The following is a 19439-nucleotide window of genomic DNA, read 5'->3' as shown; positions in this document are numbered from 1 at the left end:
TGGGGTGGATGGCTGCGGCCATTCACCCATCGAGCCCCATCCGCGTAGGGTGGAGAACATCGGTTTTCCACCTGCAGGACCGACGAAGAACCCATGGCCAACGCCCGTCCCTATCGCGTCGCCCTCAACGGCTACGGCCGCATCGGCCGTTGCGTGCTGCGTGCATTCTATGAGCGCGGCGCCGCCTTCGATTTTCAGTTCGTTGCCCTCAACGATCTGGCCGACATGGCCAGCCTGGAATACCTCACCCGTTTCGACTCCACCCACGGCCGCTTTCCCGGTGAAGTGAGCGTGGACGGCGATTGCCTGCACCTCAACGGACACTGCGTGAAGGTGCTGCGTGAGTCGACGCCCGAGGCCATCGATTGGCGGGCGCTGGACGTCGATCTGGTGCTGGAGTGCTCGGGCGCCTACACCAGTCGCGCCGATGGCGAGCGCTTTCTCGCCGCGGGTGTGCCGCGGGTGCTGTTCTCGCAGCCGATGGCCAGCGCGGCGGATGTCGATGCCACGGTGGTCATGGGTATCAACCAGCAACAGCTGACGGGTGCCGAGCGGCTGGTGTCCAACGCTTCCTGCACCACCAACTGCGGCGTGCCATTGCTCAAGCTGCTCAACGACGCGGTGGGCATCGAGTACGCCTCGATCACCACGATTCACTCGGCGATGAACGATCAGCCGGTGATCGACGCCTACCACCATGAGGACTTGCGCCGCACCCGTTCGGCCTTCCAGTCGGTAATTCCGGTGTCCACCGGCCTGGCGCGGGGTATCGAACGCCTGCTGCCGGAACTCTCGGGGCGGATTCAGGCCAAAGCGGTGCGGGTGCCTACGGTGAACGTGTCCTGTCTGGACATCACGCTGCAAACCGCCTGCGATACCGATGCGCGAACGATCAACCGGGTGCTGCGCGAGGCCGCCGAAGGCGGGCCCTTGCAGGGCTTGCTGGCGTATACCGAGCTGCCCCACGCCAGCTGCGATTTCAATCACGATCCGCATTCGGCGATCGTCGACGGCAGCCTGACGCGCGCGTCCGGCCCGCGCCTGGTGAACCTGCTGGCCTGGTTCGACAACGAATGGGGGTTCGCCAACCGCATGCTCGACGTCACCGACCACTATCTGCGCGTGGCCAATCGCACCTAGCCCCCGCGCCTGGAACATCGCTGCTTCTCGACCTTAAGGAAGACCAACATGACCGTTTTGAAGATGACCGATCTCGACCTCCAGGGTAAGCGCGTGCTGATCCGCGAGGACCTCAACGTGCCGGTGAAGGATGGCGCGGTGAAGAGCGATGCACGCATCCTGGCCTCGTTGCCGACCATCAAGCTGGCGCTGGAGAAGGGCGCGGCAGTGCTGGTCTGCTCGCACCTGGGGCGACCAGAAGAGGGCGTCTACAGCGAGGAAGACAGCCTCAAGCCGGTCGCCGACTACCTGTCCAAGGCCCTCGGCCGCGAAGTGCCGCTGGTCAAGGACTACCTCGAAGGCGTCGAGGTGCAGCCGGGTGAGCTGGTGCTGCTGGAGAACGTGCGCTTCAACAAGGGCGAGAAGAAGAACACCGACGAGCTGGCGCAGAAATACGCCGCGCTGTGCGACGTTTTCGTCATGGACGCCTTCGGCACCGCGCACCGCGCCCAGGGCTCGACCCATGGTGTGGCCAAGTTTGCCAAGGTGGCCTGCGCCGGCCCGCTGCTGGCGGCAGAGCTGGATGCCCTGGGTAAAGCGTTGAAAACCCCGGCCAAGCCAATGGTCGCCATCGTCGCCGGTTCCAAGGTGTCGACCAAGCTCGACGCGCTGACCTCGCTGGCCGACATCTGTGACCAGCTGATCGTCGGCGGCGGCATCGCCAACACCTTCCTCGCCGCGGCGGGTTACAACGTTGGCAAGTCGCTGCATGAAGCGGATCTGCTCGACACCGCCAAGGCCATCGCGGCCAAGGTTGCCGTGCCGCTGCCGGTGGACGTGGTGGTCGCCAAGGAGTTCGCCGAGAGTGCCGAGGCCACGGTCAAGGCTGTCGCCGACGTCGCCGACGACGACATGATCCTGGATATCGGCCCGAAGACCGCCGCCATGTTCGGCGAAATGCTCAAGGCTTCGCAGACCATCCTCTGGAACGGTCCGGTCGGCGTGTTCGAATTCGACCAGTTCGGCAACGGCACCAAGGTGCTGGCTCAGGCCATCGCCCAGAGCCCGGCGTTCTCCATCGCCGGCGGCGGCGACACCCTGGCAGCCATCGACAAGTACGGCGTGGCCGAGCAGATCTCCTACATCTCCACCGGTGGTGGCGCCTTCCTCGAGTTCGTCGAGGGCAAGGTGCTGCCGGCGGTCGAAGTGCTGGAACAGCGCGCCGACTGAACTTCGCGGGCGAGGTGAACGCCTTGTGCCGTTCGCCTGCCGGCCCAGGAGATGCCGGGCCGGCAGCGCATGGAGCAACCCCGGCGGCTCGCCGTGGTCTTTGTTCTATCTGGAACAAGGAAAGGGGATGCACCATGCGATATGCCGTTGTTGCTGTTTGCTGCCTGGGGTTGGCCGGTTGCGCCGGGAATTCACCGGATAGCGCTTGCCAGGTACTCGACCCACCGCCTGTCCTCAGCCCGACTGCCGAGCATGACCAGCGAGTCGAAATGCAGGCCACGGGCGACCCGACCATCACCACGCAAGACGGCCTGCAGGATTGCCCGTGATCACCGTTTGCCAAGGAGAAGGAATGAACAAAGGCCTGTCCATGCTGATCGCAGCGTTGCTGCTCGGCGGTTGTGGCCACTGGCAATCCGGCCCGGATGCGCCATTCGTGCGCTGGAAATGCCAGAGTCAGCAGAACATCGCCTGGCGATACGCTGACGACCAGCACTCGGCGATCGACCTGAAAGTGGGCAATGACGAACGTATTCATACCCTGCGAAAGGAACCAGCCACCCGCGGCAGTTTCTATAGCGATGGCGTACTCGCTTTCCACGACAAGGGTAACGAGGCGCTGGTGTACCGCGTCGCCGATGACAAGGTGCTGGCCCATGGCTGCAGTGCGTCGCTCATCAGCATCTAGCGGCTAATGATTCATACAGGCCTCGCCGGTGCGGGGTTTTCGACTGAAAGCTGGCGGGACGCTGGCATTTGCCGCCCCCGCCACTACAATGCCGCGCCCAGCGTGCGGCGCTTGAACAGCGTCGGCCACTGCGGCAGGCTCTACACGATCAAACGACCCAGACCGGGAGAAAGGAAAACATGGCACTCATCAGCATGCGCCAGATGCTCGACCACGCCGCCGAGTTCGGCTACGGCGTGCCGGCCTTCAACGTCAACAACCTCGAGCAGATGCGCGCCATCATGGAAGCGGCTGACAAGACCGACTCCCCGGTGATCGTCCAGGCTTCCGCCGGTGCCCGCAAATACGCCGGTGCGCCGTTCCTGCGTCATCTGATCCTGGCGGCGATCGAAGAATTCCCGCACATCCCGGTGTGCATGCACCAGGACCACGGCACCAGCCCGGATGTCTGCCAGCGTTCGATCCAGCTCGGCTTCTCCTCGGTGATGATGGACGGTTCGCTGCAGGCAGACGGCAAGACCCCCGCCGACTACGACTACAACGTGCGCGTGACCCAGCAGACCGTGGCCTTCGCTCACGCCTGCGGTGTTTCCGTGGAAGGTGAGCTGGGCTGCCTGGGCAGCCTGGAAACCGGTATGGCCGGCGAGGAAGACGGCGTCGGTGCCGAGGGCGTACTGGACCACAGCCAGCTGCTGACCGATCCAGAAGAAGCCGCCGACTTCGTCGCCAAGACCAAGGTCGATGCCCTGGCGATCGCCATCGGCACCAGCCACGGCGCCTACAAGTTCACCAAGCCGCCGACCGGCGACACCCTTTCGATCCAGCGCATCAAGGAAATCCATGCGCGCATTCCGGACACTCATCTGGTGATGCATGGCTCCTCGTCGGTGCCGCAGGAGTGGCTGCAGATCATCAACCAGTACGGTGGTGAAATCGGCGAAACCTACGGCGTGCCGGTCGAAGAAATCGTCGAGGGCATCAAGTACGGCGTGCGCAAGGTCAACATCGACACCGACCTGCGTCTGGCCTCCACCGGCGCGATTCGCGAGTTCATGGCGAAGAACCCCAGTGAGTTCGACCCGCGCAAGTACTTCGCCAAGACCGTCTCGGCCATGCGCGACATCTGTATCGCCCGCTACGAGGCCTTCGGTACCGCCGGTAACGCCAGCAAGATCAAGCCGATCTCCCTGGAAGGCATGTTCCAGCGCTACGCCAGCGGCGAACTGGACCCGAAGATCAACTGATCCGTCCAGACGTGAAAAAGCCCGCGCTATGCGGGCTTTTTCGTTTCGGCGCAGTGTCGGTCAGCTGGCGAGCAATGCCTGAATCTGGCTGTGCAGCGTGTCCAGGGCGAAGGGCTTGGCCAGCACCGGCGCCGAGCGCGCAATGGGGCTGCCCGATTCATAGATTTCGATCGGATAGCCGCTGATGAAGATCACCTTGAGGTCGGGCCGCAGCTTGAGTGCCGGCTCGGCGATCATCACGCCGGATACGTTGCCGGGCAGGCGGAAGTCGGTTACCAACAGATCCAGCTGCGGTTTGGTCGCCAGGATTTCGAATGCCTTGGGCGCGCTGTCCGCTTCCAGTACCTGGTAGCCCTCGCTGGCCAGATAGTCCGAGAGCAGGCTGAGGATATGCGGCTCGTCTTCGACGAGCAGAACGATTTTCGGCAGTGCGTGGTTCATGGTGGTCTCGATGTTGCGTTTCGCTGCATTCCAGCCGTTGTAGAGCCGGACAGGATTTCGACAGGTTACGCGCTGCAAGTTTCAGTCCTGCAGCCGGACGGTCGTCGCTTTCTACCGGCGGCTGTGCGCTGGCGCACGTTGTGGGTGGCATCCTCGCCGTTCCAGGCGCAACGCTCAATGCCTACCTTAGCCGGGGGCGCCTAGCGGGGGGCAGCCGGGGGTGCCTGACCGGCAGTACAGGTCGGTCGCAGCACTGGCCCCAGGCTCGAGGCCGCGCTAGGGTTGCGCCATTCTCTTGCTGGAGTCGCCCATGAACGATACCGAGGCCGCCGCGCAGCGCACGCTCGATTACTACCGCCTCAATGCAGAGGCTTTCCGCGAGGGTACGCTCGACCACGACGTCAGCCAGAACATCGATGCCCTTCTGCGTCACATTCGGGCAGAACCGCCGCTGCGCATCCTCGACCTCGGCTGCGGTCCAGGTCGTGATCTGAAGACCCTGAGAACCCGTGGGCATGTGGCGATAGGTCTCGATGGAACAGAGGCGTTCGTCGAGATGGCTCGCGCCGACAGTGGCTGTGAAGTCTGGCATCAGGATCTGCTGCAACTGGAGCTTCCGGCCCAATCGTTCGATGGGATCTTCGCCAATGCGGTGCTGTTTCACGTGCCTAGCACCGAATTGCCCAGGGTCCTTTTGCAGCTGAGCGATAGCTTGAAGCCGGGTGGGGTGTTGTTCTGCTCCAACCCGCGCGGTCAGGACCAGGAGGGCTGGAGTGGAGATCGCTACGGCGTCTGGTATGCCTGGCCGACCTGGTGCGAACGCCTGCTGGCCGCCGGTTTCGTCGAACTGGAGCACTATTACCGCCCCGCTGGGCTGCCACGGGAGGAACAACCTTGGCTAGCGAGTGTCTGGCGTAAGGGCTGAACGGTCAATGCAGACCGCAGAATGCAACCTGCGTCACGCTTCGTATTGCGTTTTGCACGGCTTAATGCCTGGGCATAATTTCATAAGTTATTGTTTTTGCTAGATAAAAAATCATTGGTCAGGTTGGCACGAACGCTGCTCCGTTAGGTTCGCTGGAACTTATTGGAGTACAGAACAATGACCGCTGCACAACAATTCCTCACTGCCGCATTTCCTGAGTTCGAAGTGCTCACCGAGCCCCGCCCGGATGGCGGGCTGCTGCTGACCCTGCGCAACGACGACCGTGTTCTGGTCAAGCGAGCGCTTTCCAAGGGCCAGACCCAGACCCGGATGCAACTGGAATGGGTCGTCAGCTCGGTACGCCGGGACCTCGCGCTGGAGGCGGGGATGTCGCCTTCCATCGCACATCTGCAGAGCCAGAGCCGTACCGCACTGCCGACCTACGAGTACGCCTGAGCCGCCCGGCTGCGGGATGACCGCAGCCATATTTTTCGACACCGGGCCGCAGAGCCCGGTTCGTTTGCCGTGAAGCCGAAGAGGATAGCCACATGAACGCCATCGACCTGTTGATTGAGGATCATGAGCGCGTGAAGGACCTGCTGACGCGCCTGACCGATTCCACCGAGCGTGCCGTGAAGACACGCACCGAGCTGCTGAGCAAGCTGGAAATGGAAGTGACCATCCATACCCAGCTGGAAGAGCAGATTCTCTATCCCGCCTACAAGGAAGCTGGCGGCAAGGAAGAAGCAAAGATGTACCACGAGGCCAAGGAAGAACACCGTGCGGTGGATGCACTGGTACTGCCGGATCTGAAGGCAACCGATCCCGGCAGCCTCGAATTCTCCGGTCGCGCCAAGGTGTGCAAGGAGCTGCTCGAGCACCATATCGAGGAAGAGGAATCGGAAATGTTCCCGCAGGCACGCGAGCTTTTCGATGCCAAGCGCCTCGAGGAAATGGGTGAGCAGATGAGCGAACTGCGCGCCCGCCTCAAGAAGGAGCTGACCGCCAAGCTGGCGGCCTGAGTACCTGATGGGCTGCCGGGGCGTCCTGCCTCGGTGCGCCCGACTATCGTCTGCCCCCGGACCCATCGCTTCGCTGACTTGCATCAATAATGCGACGAAGCGCCGCTGCGACCCTAGATGGCTTTATGGCATCAATTGGTACCGTACCTGATCGTCGCCCCTGACTGGCAGAACGCCAAGGGAAGGTGGGCGCGCCGGGCGGGCCATCGCATCGGGAAAGGCATGGAAGACGAGCTGAAGGCGCTGTTGCAACGAGTCGGGCTGGGCCTCGACCAGATACTTACGCGCAAGCGTTTTCTGCAATGGCAAGCCAGCGATGCGCTGCGCCTTAACCGGGCGGCGGCTGAGCTCGAGCCGGCGCATCGGGTCTTCATCGAAAAACTCTACGAACACCTTGCCGACTTCGGCCAGCCGTCAGCGATGCGCAGCGATCGCGCCGGTCTGACACGCCTCAAGCAGCGCCAGCAGGAGTACTACCGCCGCCTCTGGAACGGGCCATATGAGCGCGACTATGTGCGTGATCGCCTGTTGGTCGGGCTGGTACATCAGCGCGTCGGCGTCGACCTGGAGTGGTATCTCGGGGCTTACCGGCTCTATCTGTCGGAAATGCTGCGCGCCCTGGTAGGCGACGACGAGCAGCATGCGGTTTACGACAGCCTGCTGAAGATCGTTTTCTTCGACATGATTCTCGCCATCGACACCTACAGTGCGGCGCAGCGACATGCGCTGGAGGACAGCGAAGCGCGCCTGACGCGCGCGTTGCGCGGCTCCGAAGACGGCATCTGGGAGTGGGACGTCGAGCATGACCGGCTGCACCTTTCCGAGCGCTGGACCGCCATGCTGGCAATGCCAGCACAACCCAGCTACTGCAGCCGCAGCTGGTTCGAACGGGTGCACCCGGACGATCTGCCCGGGTTGCGCGAGGCCATCGCCGACCACCTGAACGGGCGCAGCCCTTCGCTGGTTCACGAGTACCGCGTCCGTACCGAGCGCGGTGAGTACCTCTGGGTGCTGGTGCGCGGTGTGGCCGAACGCTGCGAGCTGGGGACCTTGCGCATGGCCGGTTCGCAGACCGATATCAGCGCGCGCAAGGCCGCCGAAGACTGCTTGCGTCACGCGGCACGTCACGATGCGTTGACTGGCCTGGCCAACCGTCTGCACCTCGAGGAGCTGCTCAAGGAGGTGCAGCAGCGTCCCCATGGACGCGCTGCCGCGCTACTGTTCGTGGACCTGGACCGCTTCAAGCTGATCAACGACAGCCTCGGGCATGGCGCCGGCGACCAGGTGCTGGTCGAGGTGGCGCAGCGCTTGCTGCGCTGCCTGCGCCCCGGCGATCACCTTGCACGCTTCGGCGGCGATGAGTTCGTCGCCCTGCTCGGCGATCTGGCCTGCGAAGCCGATGCCGAGCGTGTGGCGCAACGGATGCTGGTCGCGCTGCGCCAGCCGCTGCAGCTCGGCGAGCGAACGCTGTCGGTCAGCGCCAGTATCGGCATCGCGCCCTTGCAGCGCGATGGCCAGGCGCTGAACGCGCTGCAAGCGGCTGATCTGGCACTGTACCGGGCCAAGAGCGCCGGCAAGGACCAATTCGCGCTGTTCTGCGATGGCCTGCATTCCAAGGCAGCGCGCCAGCTGGAGCTCGAGAGCGCACTGGCGCAGGCACTGACGCGCCGCGAATTCACCTTGCACTATCAGCCGATCTGCCGTGTAGCAGGCGATCAGCCCTATCTGGTCGGCGTTGAAGCGCTGCTGCGCTGGCGCTTCAACAACCAGCCGGTGGCGCCCAATGAGTTCATTCCGGTGCTGGAAGAGTCGCGCGAGATCGTCCGGGTTGGTGAGTGGGTGCTGCGCGAGGCCTGCTGTCAGGTGCGCCGCTGGCAGCTGGCGGGTCAGAGCCAGCTGTACTGCGCGGTCAACCTGTCGATTCGTCAGCTGCAGCAGCCCGGCTTCACCGCGCTGCTGGCCCGTGTGCTGCGTGAAACCGGCCTGCCGCCCGCGAGCCTGCTGCTGGAGATCACCGAGACGCTTCTGATGCAGGACAGCGAGCTGATGATGGGCGCGTTGCACGAGATTGCCGCACTCGGTGTTCGTCTGGCATTGGACGACTTCGGTACTGGCTACTGTTCGCTCGGTTACCTCAAACGTTACCCGCTGCATGTGCTAAAGGTCGATCGCAGCTTCATTGCCGCCGCACCGGACGATGCCGACTCGGTGGCGATCAGTCGCGCCGTCATCGGCCTTGGCCAGAGCCTCGGCCTAGCCGTCGTCGCCGAAGGCGTGGAGCACCCCGAGCAGGTGGCGTTCCTCGTGGCCGAGGGCTGCCAGCTGGTGCAAGGCTATTGGTTCAGCCGGCCGCGGCCGGCTACGGAACTTCAGGCATTGTTCGACGGCGAGCGCTGTGTCGACGGGCTCTGGCGGCTGCGTCCCGCGCAGCCGGCGGTCGCGTGACGATCACGACGCCCGTCGAGCCGATCGGTGGGGGATGGGCTCTGACGGGGCGGTCAGGGCACTCTTGCGGCAAACGGGGGTCAACCTTCTGTGAATCTGCTGGATTCAAGAATTCGCCGGCCACTGCCGGACCACTCTGAAGGAGGTTAACCATGCGTCTTACTTATCTGCTGCCCCCCGTACTCGGGCTCCTGTTGGTCGGTTGCGGCCCGGATGAAGATCGCGAGCGCGAGCCGACCCCGCCGCCGGCGACTACCGAGCAGCCCGCCGCCCCTTCCACTGACACCACCACCCCGCCTGCAGGCAGTGGCACCGGGACCGGCACTGCGCCGAGCACCGGGACGGGTACCGGCACTGGTGCCTCGGGAGACATGGCGACCCCGCCGGCCGACAACGGTAGCGGCCTGGGCACTGAATCCGGCTCTGGCACCGCGCCCAGCACTGGCACTGGCACCGGTACTTCGCAGTAAGTTCGGCACCGCGTGATCCGGGCACCCCTCGCTTGCCGCGGGGTGCCTTCAGCAGGAGACAGCGATGAAGTGGAAATTTGCATTCGCCGGTGCGCTGACCGCGCTGGCTCTGGCCGGGTGCTCGCCGGACGACGAAGAGTCCGCGCTGGATAACAACAGCCGCAACCAGCAGGAATATCAGAACACCGCGACCGATCCTGCCGGGCCGCGGGAAATTTCGCCGCCGTCCAACCAGGCTAACGAGTAGATCGTCGATTCGGCGTCGCGCAGGCTAGGCGAACTGGCCTGCGGCGTAGGCCGATGCCCAAGCCCACTGGAAGTTGAAACCACCCAGGTGGCCGGTAACGTCCAGCACCTCGCCGATGAAATACAGCCCTGCTGATTTCTGCGATTCCATGGTCTTGGATGACACTTCCCGCGTATCTACCCCGCCCAGCGTCACCTCTGCCGTGCGATACCCTTCGGTGCCGGCCGGTACCAGCTGCCAGTCTGCGAGCTTCTCGGCAATCGCTTCCAGTTCGCTGGGTACGTATTGCTTCAGTGGTCTGGATGCGAACCAGTGTTCGCAGAGCAGCCCGGCCATCTTGCGTGTGAAAACCTCGCCGAGCAGCGTCTTCAACTCTGCATTGGGGCGCTCCTGCTTCTGCGTCGCCAGCCACTCGCCGAGGTCGAGATGTGGCAGCAGGTTGATGTGCACCACATCTCCCGGTTGCCAGTAGGACGAGATCTGCAGAATCGCCGGGCCGGAGAGCCCGCGATGGGTGAACAGGATGTTTTCGCGAAAGCTCTGGCCGTTGCAGCTGACCAGGCAGTCCTCTACCGAGGTGCCGGACAGCTCGGTGCAGATCGTCTTGAGCTGCGGCTCGGTGATAGTGAAAGGCACCAGTCCAGCGCGTGTCGGCAGCACGTTGTGGCCGAACTGGCGGGCGATCTGATAACCGAAGCCGCTGGCGCCGAGGGTCGGAATCGACAGGCCGCCGGTGGCGATTACCAGCGATTGGCAGCGCACCGAGCCGATGCCGGTGTGTAGCAGATAACCCTCTTCATGCTTCTCGATCGACTCGACCGGAGTGTCCAGACGCAGGTCCACGCCAGCCTGCGCGCATTCGTCCAGCAGCATCTCGAGGATGTCGCTGGACTTGTTATCGCAGAACAGCTGGCCGAGTTTCTTCTCGTGATAGGGCACGCCGTGGCGGCTGACCATCTCGATGAAGTCCCACTGGGTGTAACGCGCCAGCGCCGACTTGCAGAAGTGCGAGTTACTGGAGAGGAAGTTCGACGGTTCGGTGTACAGATTGGTGAAGTTGCAGCGGCCACCGCCGGACATGAGGATCTTCTTGCCGGCCTTGTTGGCGTGGTCCAGCAACAGGACCTGGCGGCCCCGTGCAGCGGCGGTGAAGGCGCACATTAGACCGGCCGCACCGGCACCGATTACCACCACGTCAGTCTGCACCAGCGCTTACCTCGTCGGAAAACGCGCGATGGTACTCCTGCAGCGCTTCCGATGCAGCCCGACATCCGACGAGACGCTGGCGTCAACTGGCGCGCTTTGTGCTTTGATTGAAGCTGATAGCGTTTCGCCAGAAGAGCGAGAGAATTTGACGGGCACACGGCGGGTCATCGGGTTGATATTGCTGCTGGCAAGCGCATCGTTGCCGGCCGAAGTGCTTCGTCTGGCCGGCAACGTCTGGCCGCCTTACACCGATCGCAGCCTGCCCGGTGAAGGGTTGTCGGTCGAGCTCATCCGCACCGCGCTCGGGCGTGGGGGTTATCAGGTGGAATACATCGAAGTGCCCTGGGAGCGCGCTTTGCTGGGTCTGCGCAACGGCAGCTACGACATGATCAACGGCTGGCCGACGGTCAAGCGCGTCGACTACACGCTCAGCTCACGCCCGTTTCTGAGCAACCGGATGCGCTGGGTCCAGCGCCGCGAGAGCGACATCCGCTATGACGGGCTCGACAGCCTGATCGACCATCCCATCGCGCTGAGCCGGGGCTACATGTACAGCGACGAGCTGAACGAGGACACGCGGCTGCAGAAGGGCTATGCCGCCAACTTCGTCCAGGCAGCAAAGATGGTGCTTGCCGGGCGGGTCGACCTGACGCTGGAGGACGAGCGTACTGCGCTGTTCCATCTCGAGCGCGAGCTGGGGCATGAGCAGGATGCGCTCCGCTTCGTGCCGGGCGAGTTCCGTCGGGTGGAGCTGTCGCTGGTGGTGCGCAGCGATCATCCTCGGCTGAGCGATATCATCGCCACCTTCAACCGGGAGATCGCTGCGATGGTCGAGGATGGCAGTTACGCGGTGATCTTCGCGCGCCACGGAATGCCGGTCCCCACGGCGTTGCCTTAGTGGCCTTTTTGGTAAGTTCAGTTGGTCAATTTCGGCGCCCATGGTCCCGATACTGCGTTGCTGCTCCTCGCCAATAGCCCGCTATGACTCGTCGCAGCGCCTTGTCTCGGAGCCATGTTCATCCGAACGTGCCTCAACCAACTCACCGCACAGGCCACTAGCGCGAATCCTGTCCCTGGCCTGCCGGTTGTTGCTTGATCAGGTGGGAGGCCATGCTGCGCAGCGGTGCCAGCTGCCGGCAGATGAGCCCCAGCTGGGTCTGCACCAGACGGTGGGCATCGTCCATTTCATCCGGGGTCTGCTCCAGCTGCTGCGCCAGCGCCTCTTCATCTTCGCTGTAGATGGCGACAGGCTTGTTCTGCGCCAGCGCGCTGGCCAGGTCGTCGAGGCTGGTCGCCAGTTGCTGCGCGGCGCGCTCCAGCAGGGCATCGCTGGCGTCGTCCGGCAGGCTCTCGCGATGGGCGCCAAGGCCGGAGAGGTAATTGAGCAAGGTGTGCGAGAGGATCAGGAAGCGGAAGCCGGTTTCGGCATCCTTGCGGAAGTGCCCGGGCTCCAGCAGCATGTTCGACAGCGTGGTGGACAGCGCTGCGTCGGCGTTGTGCGCGTTGCGCCGGGCCAGGCGATAGGCGAGGTCGTCGCGCTTGCCACTGTCGTACTGACGCATGATCTGGCGCAGGTAGTCGCTGTTGCAGCTTAGGGTGTTGGCGACCACCTGATTGAGGCGCCGACCCTGCCAGTCCGGCAGGATGAGGAACACCGCGGCAGCGGCGATCAGGCTGCCGAGCAGGGTATCGAACAGCCGCGGCCAGATCAGCCCGTAGCCATCGCCGACCTGGTTGAAGCAGAAAAGCACCATCAGCGTGATCGCCGCCGTGGCCAGGGTGTAGCGCGTGCTGCGGGTGGCGAAGAACACCACGCCGGCGACCACCGCGAACAAGGCCTGGATCGGCTGGCTGGGGAACAGATCGAACAGTGCCCAGCCGGCGATGAGGCCGAGCAAGGTGCCGCTGATGCGTTGCACCAGCTTGATTCGCGTGGCGCCGTAGTTCGGTTGGCAGACGAAGACCGTGGTCAGCAGCACCCAGTAACCCTGTTCCGGATGGATGGCATGCAGCACCGCGTAGCCGCAGACCAGGGCGATGGTCATGCGCAGGGCGTGGCGGAACAGCAGCGAAGTCGGCGTCAGCTGCAGGCGAATGCGATTGAATGCCTCGCGCAGGGACTGCGGCTGGCGGTCCAGCAGGCTGCTGTCCTGCTCGCCCTCCAGGGTGCCGGGGTCGCTGGCGCTGGCGAGCTGGCGCTGCAGCGTGGAAAGGTTGCCTGACAGCGCACGCAATGAGCGCAGCAGGCCGCGCCAGGCCGGCTTGTTCTGCTCACGCAGGTGCTCCAGCGAGGCCTGCAGGTCTTCCAGCGCCTGCCCGTTGGCCTCGCTGTAGCGAAACACCTGGCGCATCTGGATGGCCTCGCCGAGGTCGGCGCAGGCGCTGGCCTGCAGCCGCAACAGGCGCTGGCAGCGAAACAGCACATCGCTGTGGAAGAAGGCCTCGGCCAGCGCCTGGTAGGGATAATGCGACGAGCTGACCCGCTCGTGCAGATCCTGGGCGAGGAAATACAGCTTGAGGTAGTGATTGATCTTGCCGCCGCCGCGGCCGTTGCCCAGGCGATTCAGCAGCGTTTCCTTGGCTGCGTTGAGCGCGCTGACGACCCGGCCGTTCTGCTGCGCAAGTTCCAGGCGGCGCTGTTCCACCTCCAGCTGACGCACCGGCTCGAACAACGCGGCCTTGTAGCGAAAATACAGGCCCAGCTCGCGGTACAGCCGCGCCAGACTCTGCTGCACCGGCTGATGGGCGAACAGCGCGTTCCAGCCCACCGACAGCAGGCCGTACCAGGCCGCACCCGCCACCAGCAGCATGGGGTCGCGCCACAGATGCTGCAGTGCGCCATCGCGCTGATCGGCCGCGATCATGCTGTAGATCGCGAGAATCAGGGTGGCCTGGGCAATGGCCCCGTAGCGCTCGCCGAGCGCGCCGAGCATGACCAGCGCAAAGGTGGAAAGCGCCAGACCGGCGACGAACAGCCAGGGGTATGGGAACAGCAGCTCCACCGCGACGGCGGCAATGCTGAAGCACAGCAACGTTACCAGCAGCGCGTTGAGACGTCCGAGCCAGCTGTCGTCGGTTTCCGCCAGCGCGCTGGCGATGATGCCGAGGAACAGTGGAATGATCAGTGTCGGCTGCCCGAGATACCAGCTCAGACCCATGCTGCCGGCCATGGCGATCAGTACGCGCAGGCTGTAGCCGAACTTCTCCAGCGCCCACAGGCGACGTAAGAACTGGCTGAGCGAGGGTTGCGGCATGGAGCGTTCCGTTGGGGGAGGCCAGATTGGACGAAGCTGCCACGAACACTGTCACGGCCGGCTCGTGCGTTCAATCATCCGGGCCGCAGAAGGTCGGCCCGGATACGCGCGTTCAGCAGCAGGCGAACCTTCTCAGAGGACGCGGACCTTTAGCGAGCGGCCCTTGATCTTACCTTCGTTCAGGCGTTTGAGTGCCTGCTTGGCGACGCCGCGCTCGACAGCGACGAACGCCTGGAAGTCGAAGATGGCGATCTTGCCGACCTGGGTCCCGGGGATGCCGGCATCACCCGTCAGTGCACCGAGGATGTCGCCCGGGCGCAGCTTGTCCTTGCGGCCCGCTCCAATGCACAGAGTCGCCATCGGTGGTTGCAATGGCGCGCCGCTCTTGGCCTTGAGCCCGTCCAGTGGCTGCCAGTTGAGCGGTGCCTGCTGCAGCTTTTCGATGGCTTGCGCGCGATGGGCTTCGGCCGGGGCGACCAGGCTCATGGCCAAGCCCTGATTGCCGGCGCGGCCGGTCCGACCGACCCGGTGTACATGTATCTCCGGGTCGCGGGCCAGCTCGACGTTGATCACCATGTCCAGCGCATCGATATCCAGGCCGCGCGCGGCGACATCGGTCGCCACCAGCACCGAGAGGCTGCGGTTGGCGAACATCGCCAGCACCTGGTCGCGGTCACGCTGCTCCAGATCGCCATTGAGCGCCATGGCCGAGATGCCGTTGGCAATCAGGTGATCGACCAGCTCCTGGCACTGCTGCTTGGTGAAGCAGAACGCCACGCAGCTTTCTGGTCGGAAGCTGGCGAGCAGGCGCAGGACCGCGTCCATGCGCTGCTCGGGGTCGATTTCGTAGAAGCGCTGTTCGATCTGTGCATCGTCATGCAGGGCTTCGGCACGCACTTGCTGCGGGTCGCGCATGAAGCTCGCGGACAGCTGCTTGATGCCGGCGGGGGAGGTGGCTGAGAACAGCAGGGTCTGCCGCTTGGCCGGTGTCTGGCCGATGATGTCGGCGATGGCGTCGTAGAAGCCCATGTCCAGCATGCGATCGGCTTCATCGAGCACCAGGGTGTTCAGCCCGTCGAGTTTCAGCGTGCCTTTCCTCAGATGTTCCTGGACCCGGCCCGGCGTGCCGACGATGACGTGCGCGCCATGCTCCAGCGAAGCGATCTGCGGTCCGATGGAGATGCCGCCGCACAGCGTGAGGATCTTGATGTTGTCCGCCGCCCGTGCCAGCCGCCGCAGTTCCTTGGCCACCTGGTCGGCCAGCTCGCGTGTCGGGCACAGCACCAGCGCCTGGCAACCGAAATAACGCGGATTGAGCGGGTCGAGCAGGGCGATGCCGAATGCGGCGGTCTTTCCACTGCCGGTCTTGGCCTGAGCGATCAGGTCGTGGCCCTTGAGCATGACCGGCAGACTCTGCGACTGGATCGGCGTCATCGCCGCGTAGCCGAGGGCTTCGAGGTTCGCCAGCATGGCGGCAGAAAGGGGCAGGGAAGAAAAGGCGGTACTGGGCACGGGAAGGATCTTCGGACGGGGAACGGCCTGCAGTCTATCAGGCCGACGCTGCACGCGCCGGTTGGTGGGCGCTGTAGTGGCTATAGGCTTGCACGGGGAAACGTTTTGCAAGACCGCCAGACGGAACCCCAAGGCATCGACCTGATCGAAATTTGTCCATTACTCGCTCCCAGGAGGTTGTTTTGTCTCGTGTTCTTTTCCTCGCCGGGCTGTTGGCGCTACCCGCGTTCGCCGACGAGCCCACCCTTTATGGACGTTATGAACACATCAAGGTCGCGGAGATCGGCAAGACCCTTCCCGCCAAGATGGATACCGGTGCCATGACCGCATCCCTGTCAGCGCGCGATATCGAGCAGTTCAAGCGAGATGGCGAGGACTGGGTGCGTTTCCGCCTGGCCGTCGATGGCGCGGATGACACCCTTTATGAGCAGCGCCTGCTCGGCATCAGTCGGATCAAGACGCGCGCGGAAGAGGCCGGCAATGTCGATCCCGACAGCGAGCCGCCCCGGGCTGAGCGACCGGTGATCGGCATGCAGCTGTGCATTGGCGATCGCCAGCGTGAGGTCGAGGTCAACCTCACCGACCGCAGGCACTTCAGTTATCCGTTGTTGATCGGCGCCGAGACGATTCGTGATCTCAACGCCGCGATCTATCCAACCGAGAAGTACACGGCGGGTCGCCCGGCCTGCTAGCGCGGCATCGCCAGCCAGCGACCATCCGGGCCGGACGGCATCGCCTCCGGCTCGGTCCTGGATATTCCTGCGATCGCACCTCCTCACTGCGGCATGAGCCACCATGCGCCATCTTCCTCCCGCTTCTGGGCTGACGAGTCCCTGCTTGATACTGGCAGTCACCCAGGCGGCGCGATTCGCTTCGGCTTTTGCCCGAACGCTGACCGTCTGGAACGTGCCCGGCTGATCGAAATCCTGCCCCACAGAATGGGTTCGCAAAATAGCGCTTGCAATCCGCAGGAAATATATAAGCGGTAGTTTGATTGCTGATATTTGCGTTTTGGGGATTAACGATAATTAAGAAGTTGAGTTGCCGATATATAAGGCTGCATCTTTCTTTATTTAAATCCGGTTTTTTTTATTCGGTTGTTATTTGGTCATCTGGTGCATATGAGTCACGTGACCGACCGGTCTCGCAAGTGCGCCAGCGAGTCGTTCGACCTCGGTGCGAGTCTCCGCGTCACCCCGCCGCACCGGTCGGCGTCAAAACCGTCTGCCGCGAAGGTTACGGCGAGCGGTCTGCACGATGGCTCTTGGCCACCCGAGACCCTCTCTCCAGGGGGCTTCCAGCAGCTGAATTGGTCTACTCTTGTTGTTCGTCAGACTAAAGTCGGGGCTTTCATTCATTAACCCACCCCTGTTAAATTCAGGATGTGGGTTCCCTTCACACGCAATAAAAATAAGGCGGAGAACGTCAATGGCCGACAACGATAAAGAAAATGCTGCTGCGTACTGGAAGGCGAATGTTCGCCTCATTACATGGAGCTTGGTGGTTTGGGCTCTGGTCTCTTATGGTTTTGCAATCCTCTTGCGTCCTCTGCTCTCCGGAATCCCAGTCGGGGGTACGGATCTAGGCTTCTGGTTCGCTCAACAGGGTTCCATCATCACGTTCATTTTGATCATCTTCCACTACGCGTGGCGGCTGAACAAACTGGACAAGGAATTCGGGGTTGAGGAGTAACCACAATGAGCCAATATTGGATCAACATGCTGTTCGTGGGCGCCTCGTTCCTGCTTTATATCGGGATCGCGGTCTGGGCTCGCGCCGGGTCAACTAAAGAGTTCTATGTCGCTGGTGGGGGCGTTCACCCTGTAACCAACGGCATGGCAACGGCGGCAGACTGGATGTCTGCAGCCTCCTTCATTTCCATGGCCGGTCTGATCGCCTCTGGCGGTTACGCCACTTCGGTCTACCTGATGGGCTGGACTGGTGGCTATGTGCTGCTGGCGATGCTGCTGGCGCCCTACCTGCGCAAGTTCGGCAAGTTCACCGTGCCGGACTTCATCGGTGACCGTTTCTACAGCCGTGGCGCTCGCCTGGTAGCTGTCGTCTGCCTCATCCTCATCTCCGTTACCTACGTAATCGGTCAGATGGCTGGTGCTGGCGTGGCGTTCTCCCGCTTCCTGGAAGTGAGCAACTCCGCTGGTATCTGGATTGCTGCTGCCATCGTGTTCGCCTACGCGGTATTCGGCGGCATGAAGGGCATCACCTACACCCAGGTGGCGCAGTACGTGGTTCTGATCATCGCCTACACCATTCCGGCCGTGTTCATCGCCATGCAGCTGACTGGCAACCCGATCCCGATGTTCGGCATGTTCAGCACCCATACCGAATCCGGTCTGCCGCTGCTGGAAAAACTGGACGCCGTCGTTCAGGACCTGGGCTTCGCTGCCTATACCGCTGACGTCGACAACAAGCTGAACATGTTCCTGTTCACCCTGTCGCTGATGATCGGTACTGCTGGTCTGCCGCACGTAATCATTCGCTTCTTCACCGTACCGAAGGTGGCCGACGCCCGCTGGTCCGCTGGCTGGACGCTGATCTTCATCGCCCTGCTGTACCTCACCGCCCCGGCCGTTGGCTCGATGGCGCGCCTGAACCTGGTAGACACCATCTATCCGGAAGGCCCGACTGCCGACGCGATTCGCTATGAAGATCGTCCGGAGTGGGTGCAGACCTGGGAACGTACCGGTCTGATCAAGTGGGAAGACAAGAACGCCGACGGTCGTGTGCAGATGTACAACGACGCTAACGCCGCCTTCACTCCGACCGCTACAGAGCGTGGCTGGAACGGCAACGAGCTGACCGTGAACAATGACATCATCGTTCTGGCCAACCCGGAGATCGCCAACCTGCCGGGCTGGGTCATCGGTCTGATCGCTGCGGGTGCTATCGCTGCTGCGCTCTCGACTGCTGCGGGTCTGCTGCTGGCGATTTCGTCTGCCATCAGTCATGACCTGATCAAGACACTCATCAATCCGAAGATCAGCGAGAAGAACGAAATGCTGGCCGCTCGTCTGTCCATGACGGCGGCGATTCTGCTGGCAACCTGGCTGGGTCTGAACCCACCTGGCTTCGCCGCGCAGGTGGTGGCTCTGGCGTTCGGTCTGGCGGCAGCGAGCCTGTTCCCGGCACTGATGATGGGTATCTTCTCCAAGCGCGTGAACAGCAAGGGTGCTGTCGCCGGTATGCTGGTTGGTGTGATCTCCACCGCGGTGTACATCTTCCTGTACCTGGGCTGGTTCTTCATCCCGGGCACCGCAAGCATCCCGAACACGCCTGATCAGTGGTGGATGGGCATCTCCCCGCAGGCCTTCGGTGCCGTGGGTGCGATTCTGAACTTCGCTGTTGCCTACGCCGTTTCGATGGCTACCGAGGCTCCGCCGCAGGAGATTCAGGATCTGGTCGAGAGCGTTCGTACCCCGAAGGGTGCTGGCGTTGCACTTGATCACTAACTGATAATGCAGCCGGACGTCAGACCTGCTCTGACACAAGGTTGAGGTAGAAGTCGGGCTTCCATATGGAAGCCCGATTTTTTTAGGGGGAGTTGTATATGTTCTGGCATTTAATCGCGGCAATCGTCGCAGGTGTGGCGGGGGGCGGGATCGGCCCGCTGTTGGGCTC

Annotated in this window: 19 protein-coding genes; 15 read left to right on the top strand and 4 right to left on the bottom strand. The window is 63.1% G+C overall.

Going from position 1 to position 19439, the window contains the following annotated elements:
• Positions 1-93 precede the first annotated feature (93 nt).
• From epd to fba, 5 genes are all read left to right on the top strand, one after another.
• Entirely contained in the window at positions 94-1140 is a 1047-nt protein-coding gene (gene epd / locus F753_RS40855) for an erythrose-4-phosphate dehydrogenase (RefSeq protein ID WP_023446041.1), read from the top strand.
• A 48-nt stretch (positions 1141-1188) separates the two neighbouring features.
• Entirely contained in the window at positions 1189-2349 is a 1161-nt protein-coding gene (locus F753_RS40850) for a phosphoglycerate kinase (RefSeq protein WP_023446040.1), read from the top strand.
• A 134-nt stretch (positions 2350-2483) separates the two neighbouring features.
• Positions 2484-2678 (top strand): hypothetical protein, encoded by a 195-nt coding sequence (locus tag F753_RS50065; RefSeq protein ID WP_014818783.1) that lies wholly within the window; start codon positions 2484-2486, stop codon positions 2676-2678.
• 23 nt (positions 2679-2701) lie between these two features.
• The gene (locus tag F753_RS40845; protein ID WP_023446039.1) at positions 2702-3037 is read left to right on the top strand and encodes an MliC family protein; all 336 of its coding nucleotides are present in this window, start codon (positions 2702-2704) and stop codon (positions 3035-3037) included.
• A 179-nt stretch (positions 3038-3216) separates the two neighbouring features.
• The gene (gene fba, locus F753_RS40840; protein ID WP_014818785.1) at positions 3217-4281 is read left to right on the top strand and encodes a class II fructose-bisphosphate aldolase; all 1065 of its coding nucleotides are present in this window, start codon (positions 3217-3219) and stop codon (positions 4279-4281) included.
• Between the two features lie 60 nt (positions 4282-4341).
• Here the strand turns inward: fba and F753_RS40835 are convergent, their stop codons facing one another.
• On the bottom strand, positions 4342-4722 hold the full coding sequence (locus F753_RS40835) for a response regulator (RefSeq protein WP_014818786.1): 381 nt from the start codon (positions 4720-4722) through the stop codon (positions 4342-4344).
• Positions 4723-5032: 310 nt separating this feature from the next.
• On the opposite strand from F753_RS40835, the gene F753_RS40830 reads away from it, so the two are divergent.
• From F753_RS40830 to F753_RS40805, 6 genes are all read left to right on the top strand, one after another.
• On the top strand, positions 5033-5647 hold the full coding sequence (locus tag F753_RS40830) for a class I SAM-dependent methyltransferase (protein WP_023446038.1): 615 nt from the start codon (positions 5033-5035) through the stop codon (positions 5645-5647).
• Between the two features lie 177 nt (positions 5648-5824).
• Positions 5825-6103: a DUF3509 domain-containing protein gene (locus F753_RS40825; RefSeq protein WP_003301474.1), complete on the top strand. Its 279-nt coding sequence runs from the start codon at positions 5825-5827 to the stop codon at positions 6101-6103.
• Between the two features lie 92 nt (positions 6104-6195).
• Complete coding sequence (locus F753_RS40820; RefSeq protein ID WP_023446037.1) at positions 6196-6669, top strand: PA2171 family ribosome-binding persister protein; 474 nt, start codon at positions 6196-6198, stop codon at positions 6667-6669.
• Between the two features lie 222 nt (positions 6670-6891).
• On the top strand, positions 6892-9114 hold the full coding sequence (locus F753_RS40815) for a putative bifunctional diguanylate cyclase/phosphodiesterase (RefSeq protein ID WP_023446036.1): 2223 nt from the start codon (positions 6892-6894) through the stop codon (positions 9112-9114).
• 152 nt (positions 9115-9266) lie between these two features.
• The gene (locus F753_RS40810; protein ID WP_023446035.1) at positions 9267-9584 is read left to right on the top strand and encodes a hypothetical protein; all 318 of its coding nucleotides are present in this window, start codon (positions 9267-9269) and stop codon (positions 9582-9584) included.
• 64 nt (positions 9585-9648) lie between these two features.
• Positions 9649-9831, top strand: a complete 183-nt coding sequence (locus F753_RS40805) for a hypothetical protein (protein ID WP_023446034.1) — start codon at positions 9649-9651, stop codon at positions 9829-9831.
• Between the two features lie 24 nt (positions 9832-9855).
• Here F753_RS40805 and F753_RS40800 read toward each other — a convergent pair whose 3' ends face one another.
• On the bottom strand, positions 9856-11040 hold the full coding sequence (locus tag F753_RS40800) for a BaiN/RdsA family NAD(P)/FAD-dependent oxidoreductase (RefSeq protein WP_031298035.1): 1185 nt from the start codon (positions 11038-11040) through the stop codon (positions 9856-9858).
• Between the two features lie 142 nt (positions 11041-11182).
• Here F753_RS40800 and F753_RS40795 point away from each other — a divergent pair, with 142 nt between their 5' ends.
• Entirely contained in the window at positions 11183-11935 is a 753-nt protein-coding gene (locus F753_RS40795) for a substrate-binding periplasmic protein (RefSeq protein ID WP_031298034.1), read from the top strand.
• 157 nt (positions 11936-12092) lie between these two features.
• Here the strand turns inward: F753_RS40795 and yccS are convergent, their stop codons facing one another.
• The gene (gene yccS, locus F753_RS40790) at positions 12093-14291 is read right to left on the bottom strand and encodes a YccS family putative transporter (RefSeq protein WP_023446031.1); all 2199 of its coding nucleotides are present in this window, start codon (positions 14289-14291) and stop codon (positions 12093-12095) included.
• Between the two features lie 132 nt (positions 14292-14423).
• Positions 14424-15803 (bottom strand): ATP-dependent RNA helicase DbpA, encoded by a 1380-nt coding sequence (gene dbpA / locus F753_RS40785; protein ID WP_031298033.1) that lies wholly within the window; start codon positions 15801-15803, stop codon positions 14424-14426.
• Positions 15804-15985: 182 nt separating this feature from the next.
• On the opposite strand from dbpA, the gene rloA2 reads away from it, so the two are divergent.
• The 3 genes from rloA2 to F753_RS40770 all read left to right on the top strand — a co-directional run bounded on the left by rloA2 (position 15986) and on the right by F753_RS40770 (position 19270).
• The gene (gene rloA2, locus F753_RS40780) at positions 15986-16495 is read left to right on the top strand and encodes a retropepsin-like aspartic peptidase RloA2 (protein WP_023446029.1); all 510 of its coding nucleotides are present in this window, start codon (positions 15986-15988) and stop codon (positions 16493-16495) included.
• Between the two features lie 736 nt (positions 16496-17231).
• Positions 17232-17495: a DUF4212 domain-containing protein gene (locus F753_RS40775; RefSeq protein WP_003301490.1), complete on the top strand. Its 264-nt coding sequence runs from the start codon at positions 17232-17234 to the stop codon at positions 17493-17495.
• Positions 17496-17500: 5 nt separating this feature from the next.
• Positions 17501-19270, top strand: coding sequence for a sodium:solute symporter family protein (locus tag F753_RS40770; RefSeq protein ID WP_023446028.1), 1770 nt, complete (start codon positions 17501-17503; stop codon positions 19268-19270).
• The last annotated feature ends 169 nt before the right edge of the window (positions 19271-19439 follow it).

The organism is Stutzerimonas chloritidismutans AW-1, assembly GCF_000495915.1.
Taxonomy (GTDB): Bacteria; Pseudomonadota; Gammaproteobacteria; order Pseudomonadales; family Pseudomonadaceae; genus Stutzerimonas; species Stutzerimonas chloritidismutans.
Note: the sequence above shows the minus strand (reverse complement) of the source record. Positions and strands in the feature narration are given on the sequence as shown.